Raw genomic sequence first — 8,078 nt, 5'->3', positions numbered from 1 at the left:
GAGCGGTCATCGCGTCACGCGCCGTCCCGCGCTTCGATGATCACATGCGCGTAGGCGTAGGGATATTCATCGGTCAACGAGAGATGGACAAAGGCACTGCGCCCGGGGGGCGTGAGCGCGGCGAGACGCTCGGCAGCGCCGCCGGTGAGGGCGAGCGTCGGCTGGCCGCTCGGGAGATTCACCACGCCGAGGTCCGACATGAATACGCCGCGGCGAAAGCCGGTGCCGAGCGCCTTGGCGCAGGCTTCCTTGGCGGCGAAGCGCTTGGCGAGGGTCGCGGCGAACTGCGCCGGGCGCCGGGCGGCGCGACGGCGCTCGGTTTCGGTGAAGACACGCTGGATGAACCGCTCGCCGAAGCGTTCGAGCGTGCGCTCGACGCGGCGGATGTCACACAGGTCGGAGCCGATGCCGATGATCATGCGAGCGTCATAGCCATAGAGGGCGGCAGCGCCAACCCGGCGGGGTCAGGTGCGGGCGCGATCGACCTGGGCAACGCCGCCGGCGGCGCGCAGCCCGGCGATGACCTGGGAGAGATGCCGCAGGTCGCGCACCTCGACATCCATCAGGCATTCGAAGAAATCCTGCTGGCGGTGGATGATCTTGAGATTGGCGATCGCGCCGTCCTGCTTGGCGACCGCGTTGGCGATGTTGGCGAGGGTCGCCGGCGCGTTGGAGGCGATCACGCTGATTCGCCCGGTGAACGGCCGTTCGCGGCCGTTGCCATCGCGCGTGCCTTCCTTGCCTGGGCCGATCTGGGCGTAATCCCAGTCAACATCGATGAACCGCTCCGGCGTGTTGGCGAAGGTCTCGAGGGTGAGGCAGTCGCGCGTGTGGATGGTCACGCCCTTTCCGGTGGCGATGATGCCGACGATCTTGTCGCCCGGCAGCGGGTGGCAGCAGCCGGCGTAATGCACCTCCATGCCGGAAATCAGCCCGGTGATGGGCAGGCCGGTTCCGCGCGCGGGCGGCCGCGGCGCTCGGGCGAGCATGCCGGGCACCATGCGCGGCGCACGGCTTTCGCGCAGATCCGGATAAGCCGCCTGCACCACATCCCGGGCTGCGAGATTGCCGGTGCCGACCGCAACATAGAGGTCGTCGAGGCTGGCCTGCTTGAGCGCCTTCAGCGCAACTTCCAGAACTTTTTCGGAACCGTCCACGCCGTCCTGGCGGAATGCCTTGGCGAGGGCGGCCTTGCCCTGGTCGCGATTCTGCTCGCGCAACTGGCCGGCGATGAAGCGGCGCACCCGCGACCGCGCCTTGCCGGTGACGACGAAACGCTCCCACGACGGCGAGGGCGTTCCGCCACGGGCGGTCAGGATCTCGACCTGGTCGCCGTTCTGCAGTTCGTAGCGCAACGGCATCAGCCGGCCGTTGATACGGGCGCCAACACAGGTATCGCCAATCTGCGAATGCACCGCATAGGCGAAATCCACTGCCGTCGCGCCGCGGGGCAGCTGAATCAGCTGCCCCTTCGGAGTGAAGCAGAAAACCTGATCCTGATAGAGCTCAAGCTTGGTATTCTCGAGGAATTCGTCAGGCGCAGAAGAGTTCTCGAGAATTTCGAGCAGGTCCTGCACCCAGCGGAACTGCTTGACGTCGGCGGCAGAGGCCTCGCCCTGCTTGTAGAGCCAATGGGCGGCGACGCCGTTTTCCGCGATCGCATGCATCTCCGGTGTGCGGATCTGCAATTCGATCTTCTGGTTGCGCGGATGGCGCAACGTCACCCCGGTATGGAGCGACTGATACATGTTCGCCTTCGGGGTCGAGATGTAGTCCTTAAATCGGCCGGCAATGACCGGAAAGGCCGCGTGGATCGCGCCGAGGGCGACGTAGCACTGCTCGCGTGTCGGCACGATAATGCGGAATGCCATGATGTCCGACAACTGTTCGAAGGCAACGTTGCGCCGCTGCATCTTCTCCCAGATGGAGTAGATCGACTTCTCCCGACCGGAAATATCAATGACCTCGACCCCAGCCTCCTTGAGGATCCGACCGAGTTCGGCGCGCACCTCGTCGATGACATCGGCACCCTGGCCGCGCAGGAAGTTCAGCCGGGCCTGGATCGAGTCGTAGGCTTCGGGGTCGAGCACCGCGAAGGCGCGGTTCTGCAGTTCGACCTTCACCCGGTCCATGCCGATGCGCTCGGCAAGCGGCGCGTAGATCTCCATCGTCTCGCGCGCGATGCGCGCGCGGCGCTCCGGTGAGCGGACGAAATGGATCGTGCGCATATTGTGCAGGCGGTCCGCGAGCTTGACGAGCAGAACACGGATATCTTTGCTCATCGCCAGCACGAGCTTGCGGAAATTCTCCGCCTGCTTGGTCCGGTCCGACTGAAGTTCGAGGCGGGTCAGCTTGGTGACGCCGTCGACCAGCCCGGCGACCTCAGCGCCGAAACGGCCTTGCAGCGCCGGGAGGGTAACCTTGGTATCCTCGATGACGTCGTGCAGCAGGGCGGTGACGATACTGCGGGCATCGAGCCGGTAATCGGCCAGGATGTCCGCCACCGCGAGCGGATGGGTGATGTAGGGATCGCCGTTTTCGCGGGTCTGCCCCGCATGGGCCTCGGATGCGACGCCATAGGCGTCGTCGATCAGGGCGATATCGACTTTCGTGTCATAGCCGTTGATCCGGCTGATCAACGGCTTGAGCGCCTCGTGGGTGACGGCGGTGCCCGCGAGACCTTCGGGCGCGAGGAGGGGGTGGTTCACGCCCATCCCGTCAAGCGGCGCGCCCACCGGAAAAAGACCGGTCTCAGCGGCGCGGTCGTCCGCCGCCGAGTTCGGCCTCGATCGCCGCGGCGATGTCCTCGGAGGTCATCTCCTCGGATTCGGCGGCCATCGCTGCGGCTTCCTCCTCGGCGGAGACGTCCTGCAGGCCGAAGATGTTCTGATCGGTCGGGATGAGGTCCTGAACCTCTTCGTCCGCCGGTTCCGGGTCCGGCACGCGAGACAGCGACTTGACAAGATCCTGCTCGAGACCGCCGAAATCGACCGTGGAATCAGCGATCTCGCGCAGTGCGACCACCGGGTTCTTGTCGTTGTCGCGATCGATCGTGATCGAGGCGCCCCTGGAGAGGTTCCGCGCGCGCTGGGCGGCGAGGAGCACCAGTTCGAACCGGTTGGGGATCTGTTCGATGCAGTCTTCGACGGTAACGCGTGCCATGTGGTCACTCCAGCAGGGCGCCCGCAGGCACCCGGAAAACAGAAACGGCTTTGAAAATAGCAGAGCGCCGCCCGGCATGCAACCAAACCGGGACGTCCCTTTTTACCAGAGGCGTATTTCGCCTTCCGCACGTTCCGGCAGCGCGGAGAACAATTCCCTTGCCGGACCTAGCAGTAGAGGATGCACCCAATCAGGCGCGACATCAAGCAGCGGCCGGAGCACGAATGTCCGCAGATGAGCGCGCGGATGCGGCAGGATCGGCGACCCGGTCTCCCGCACCATCCCGTTCACGTCGATCAGGTCGAGATCCAGCGTGCGTGCCGCATTCGGAACCGACCGGACGCGGCCAAACCGAGCCTCGATCTCGTGCAGTGCCTCGAGCAGCGCAACGGGATCAGGCGCTCCCGAAAACCGGACGACACCATTGCAGAAATCCGGTTGCGTCGGATCAGGCGGAACCGGGCGCGTGCGATACCAGGATGAGACAGCCTCAAGGTGAATTGTCTCAATTTTCTGCATCTCTTCCACCGCATGAAAACATGTGTCATACGGTGAGCCGTCATCTGTAAGGGGCAGGTTGGCACCGAGTGCGATCAGGATCATGAACACATAACTATACTAATGTGAAACTTTCGCGTAAACGTTATGTGGCGACCTGCTTTTAACAGATTGATTTATTCCGAAAAATTTTACGTCGAAAGGTTACGGCCATGCGCCTGCTTCCACAAGAAAAAACTGCATTATTCATCGATGGCGCAAATCTCTACGCCGCGTCGCGGGCGCTTGGCTTTGATGTCGATTACCGGAGGCTTCTCGATTTTTTTGACCGGGTCAATCTCGTGCGCGCTTATTATTACTCGGCGTTACTCGATACCGAAGAATATTCGCCGCTCAAGCCCCTCACCGACTGGCTGGCCTATAATGGATATACGCTAGTGACCAAGCCGGCGAAGGAATTCACTGATGGCGCCGGTCGCCGCCGGGTCAAGGGGAATATGGATATCGAGCTCGCAATCGACATGCTGGAAATGGCCCCGCATATCGACCATGCGATCCTGTTCTCGGGCGATTCCGATTTCCGCCGCCTCGTCGAGGCGGTGCAACGGCGCGGCGTGCGCGTATCGGTCATCTCGACGATCAAGACCAGCCCGCCGATGATCGCCGACGAATTGCGCCGCCAGTCTGATCAGTTCGTCGACCTGGCTGACATAGCCAACGAGTTCACTCGGCGGCAGACCGAACCGCGGCCCCGGATGCAGCGCGCCGAAGCGACGCAAGACTGATCCGGCGTGTCGGCGCAACCGGCGCGCGACTGCGCGCTCTGCCCTCGCCTGTCCGGGTTTCGCGCAGCGAACCATGCGAAATTCCCGGGCTGGTTCAACGCTCCCGTGCCGTGTTTCGGGCCGGAGAACGCCAGGTTGCTGGTGGTCGGGCTCGCGCCGGGGCTGCGTGGCGCCAACCGGACCGGCCGGCCCTTCACCGGCGATTTCGCCGGCCACCTGCTGTATGCCACGCTGATCAAGTATGGCCTTGCCATCGGCGTCTATGCCGAGCGGCCGGATGATGGGCTGGAATTGCGGGATTGCCGCATCATCAACGCAGTTCGTTGCGTGCCGCCGGAGAATCGTCCCCTGCCCGCCGAAATCGCTGCCTGCAACGGCTTCCTCGCCCGCGACATCGCAGCGATGACGCAGTTGCGCGGCATTCTCGCTCTCGGCGGAATCGCCCACCAGGCAACGCTGCGGGCCTTCGGCCTGAAGCAGAGCCATGCGAAATTCAGCCACGGCGCGATGACGGAACTGCCGGGCGGTATCGTGCTCGCGGACAGCTTCCACGTCTCCCGGCTGAATACCAATACCGGGCGGCTGACCGCGGCGATGTTCGAGGCTGTCGTCGGCGCGCTGCTCGCGCGGATCGCTGCCTGAGTGTCCGGCGCTTTGGCGAAACCGCCACTGCGGGATAGACAAACCGCATGGACACCCCGTCGCGCCTGATTCTTCCCGCCGCACCGTCGCTGGTGACGGCGCATGGCCGGGCGGCTCTCCTCGATCCCGACGGCGAACTGCGACATCTGACCGTGGCCGAGGCACGCGCCGCGCTGCGCGATCTGCCGCCGCCCCTGGTCGTGCATGAGGCGGCGACATTGCAGCGGCTCGACCTGTCGATCCCCGTCCTCGACCTGCTCGACCTCTTCGCTTTCGTCATGCCGGCGGTGACGGCGGCACCAACACCCTCCGGCCTCGCCCGCGCGCTCGATTTCGACCCGCCGGCAACGATCGAGGCCGCCGCCGCCCTGCTGCCGGACATCGCCATCGCCCTGCTCGGCCGGCTCGACCAGAGCGCCTCGCTGCCGATGAATCGCCGGGCCGCCGGGCTCGCCGCACTGATGGGCGAGGCCGGCTGGCCCTGGGCGAAGCCTGTGGCAGCAGCGCTCGGACAGCCGGCAGCAAGGCCGGATCGCGCGGCGTTGCGTCTTGGCATGATCCTGCCCGAATGGCAGGAGGAGGCGCCCCGGCCGCCGCCCTCTTCCTATCCGGTGCCGCAGGATGCGGCCCGGGGGCGGCTGGCCGACCTGCTCGGCGGCGGCGCAGAACAACGGCCGGCCCAATCCGATTATGCCTCGGCGGCCACCGCCGCCTTTGCGCCGCCCGCCGCCGAGGGCGTGCCGCATTGCGTGCTTGCCGAGGCGGGCACCGGCACGGGCAAGACGCTCGGCTATCTCGCCCCGGCCTCGCTCTGGGCGGAGCGCAACCAGGGAAGCGTGTGGATCTCCACCTATACCCGCCACCTTCAGCGGCAGATCGAGCAGGAGTCGGCGCGGCTGGAACCCGATCCGGCGCGGCGACGGCGGCGGGTCGTGCTTCGCAAGGGGCGGGAGAATTATCTCTGCTTGCTGAATTTCGAGGACGCCGCCGCCGGAGCGCGCGGTTACAATCTGGTTGCCCTCGGGCTGATCGCACGCTGGGCGCTCGCCTCGAGCGATCACGACATCGCTGGAGGTGACCTGCCCGGCTGGTTCGCCGAACTGTTCGGCTCGGGGCTGCTGCCGCAGATTGCCGACCGGCGCGGCGAGTGCATCCATTCAGCCTGCCCGCACTGGAAGCGTTGCACGATCGAACACGTGATCCGCCGCGCCCGCGGTGCCGATCTGGTGATCGCGAACCATGCGCTGGTCATGGCGCAGGCGGTCTGGGGCGGGCTGGACGATTCCAGCGTGCCAACGCGGTATGTGTTCGACGAGGGGCACCACCTGTTCGATGCCGCCGATTCCGCCTTCGCGGCGGAACTCTCCGGCGCGAGCATGGCCGAGTTGCGCCGCTGGCTGCTCGGCGCCGAAGGCGGCCGGTCGCGCGCGCGCGGCCTTGCCCGGCGGCTCGAAGATCTGGTCGCCGCCGATGAACGGCTTGCGGCACCGCTCGACGCGCTGCGCGCGGCGGCACGGGTGCTGCCGGGAGCGACCATGCTGGCACGACTGGGCGAGCCGACCGCAGCGCTCGACCAGATTGGCCCCGGCGCCGCCGAAGCGTTTCTCACCGCCCTCGCCGCTCAGGCCCGCGCCCGTGCGACCGCAGCCGAGCGCGAGTCGAATCTTGATATCGAGGCGGATCTCTATCCGGCCGAGCCGGAACTGGCCGCCGCCGCATCCGATCTCGCGCGGGATCTCGCCAGACTGGAAGCGCCGCTGACCTCGCTGCGCGAGCGGCTCGCGGCGCGACTCGACGAAGAGGCCGGCACCATCGACAGTAATGAACGGCAGCGCATCGAGGCGGCGATTCGCAGCCTGAAGCGCCGCGCCCTCGATCCGGTGGCGAGCTGGCGGCGCATGCTCGCCGCCGTCAACGAAGCGCCACCCGAGCCTGGCGAGCGGCCGTTCCACGTGCTGTTCATCCGCCAGGGGCGCGACATTGCCCTGCTTTCGCATCTGCTCGACCCGACCGAAGCCTTCGCCGACGCGGTGGCGAGTCGGGCGCACGGGCTGTTGATCACTTCCGCGACCCTGCGCGACCGCACCACAGCGATGGATGACGTGGAGCAGGATGCCGAATGGCAACGCGCCGAGTCGCGCACCGGCGCGACCCATCTCGCAGCGCCGGCGATCCGCGCCGCCTTCGCCTCGCCCTTCGACTATCCCGCGCAGACCCGCATCTTCATCGTCCGCGACAATCTGCGCGAGACGCCGGAGGCGCTGGCCTCCGCCTTCCGCGCCCTTTTCCTTGCCTCTGGCGGCGGCGCGCTCGGCCTGTTCACCGCAATCGCGCGGCTGCGCGCCGTGCATGCGCGCATCGCGCCGGCGCTCGATGCCGCAAACATTCCGCTCTTTGCACAGCATGTGGACGCGATGAACAACGCCACGCTGGTTGACAGCTTTCGCGCCGAACAAAATGCCTGTCTTTTAGGCACGGATGCGATGCGGGACGGCGTGGATATTCCGGGCAATGCGCTGCGCCTCGTGGTGTTCGAGCGCACGCCCTGGCCACGGCCCGACATTCTACACCGCGTCCGCCGGACCCACCTCTCGCATGGCGATCCGAAGACCTATGATGACGCCATCGTGCGGCTCCGCCTCAGGCAGGGCTTTGGGCGGCTCATCCGTCGCGCCGGCGACAGAGGCGTATTCGTCCTGCTCGACCGCGCCTTTCCCTCGAGGCTCGAAAGCGCGTTTCCAACCGGCGTCACGGTCAGTCGGCAGGGCCTCGCCGAGACGGTCGCCGCGGTGCGCGAATTTTTTGCCGCAGATCGGGCTTCCGCCTGACTGTAACCTATCTGCCACATTACCATCGAAACTGATTCCACTCCTGGAATGTGAGCGGTTGCGCAATCTTCTGGCATGCGGTTTGCGGCATAATCACGTTGTGCGACGCGAGAGCGGAATCTTCCGTCGTTGAACGATGAAAACTTGTGCAGCAGACACGAAA

General features: G+C 65.9%; 7 protein-coding genes. 3 read left to right on the top strand and 4 right to left on the bottom strand.

Features of this window, described 5'->3' with window-relative positions; genetic code table 11:
- Window positions 1–14 precede the first annotated feature (14 nt).
- The 4 genes from acpS to folK all read right to left on the bottom strand — a co-directional run bounded on the left by acpS (window position 15) and on the right by folK (window position 3,771).
- Entirely contained in the window at window positions 15–419 is a 405-nt protein-coding gene (gene acpS / locus APM_RS02525; protein ID WP_007421787.1) for a holo-ACP synthase, read from the bottom strand.
- A gap of 45 nt (window positions 420–464) precedes the next feature.
- A complete protein-coding gene (locus APM_RS02520) occupies window positions 465–2,714 on the bottom strand; it encodes a bifunctional (p)ppGpp synthetase/guanosine-3',5'-bis(diphosphate) 3'-pyrophosphohydrolase (protein ID WP_011941589.1) in 2,250 nt (749 codons plus the stop codon).
- A 37-nt stretch (window positions 2,715–2,751) separates the two neighbouring features.
- Window positions 2,752–3,162 carry a DNA-directed RNA polymerase subunit omega gene (rpoZ, locus tag APM_RS02515; RefSeq protein ID WP_007421785.1) on the bottom strand — a complete coding sequence of 137 codons (411 nt, stop codon included), beginning with the start codon at window positions 3,160–3,162 and terminating at the stop codon, window positions 2,752–2,754.
- 102 nt (window positions 3,163–3,264) lie between these two features.
- On the bottom strand, window positions 3,265–3,771 hold the full coding sequence (gene folK / locus APM_RS02510; RefSeq protein WP_007421784.1) for a 2-amino-4-hydroxy-6-hydroxymethyldihydropteridine diphosphokinase: 507 nt from the start codon (window positions 3,769–3,771) through the stop codon (window positions 3,265–3,267).
- Window positions 3,772–3,872: 101 nt separating this feature from the next.
- On the opposite strand from folK, the gene APM_RS02505 reads away from it, so the two are divergent.
- The 3 genes from APM_RS02505 to APM_RS02495 are packed head-to-tail and all read left to right on the top strand — an operon-like array spanning window position 3,873 to window position 7,915.
- Window positions 3,873–4,445: an NYN domain-containing protein gene (locus APM_RS02505; RefSeq protein WP_007421783.1), complete on the top strand. Its 573-nt coding sequence runs from the start codon at window positions 3,873–3,875 to the stop codon at window positions 4,443–4,445.
- 6 nt (window positions 4,446–4,451) lie between these two features.
- Window positions 4,452–5,087, top strand: a complete 636-nt coding sequence (locus APM_RS02500; RefSeq protein ID WP_011941587.1) for a uracil-DNA glycosylase — start codon at window positions 4,452–4,454, stop codon at window positions 5,085–5,087.
- A 47-nt stretch (window positions 5,088–5,134) separates the two neighbouring features.
- On the top strand, window positions 5,135–7,915 hold the full coding sequence (locus APM_RS02495; protein ID WP_007421781.1) for an ATP-dependent DNA helicase: 2,781 nt from the start codon (window positions 5,135–5,137) through the stop codon (window positions 7,913–7,915).
- Window positions 7,916–8,078 lie beyond the last annotated feature (163 nt).

It is taken from the genome of Acidiphilium sp. PM (genome assembly GCF_000219295.1).
In the GTDB taxonomy this organism is placed as follows: domain Bacteria; phylum Pseudomonadota; class Alphaproteobacteria; order Acetobacterales; family Acetobacteraceae; genus Acidiphilium; species Acidiphilium multivorum.
This window is presented reverse-complemented; position numbering and strand designations above follow the sequence as displayed.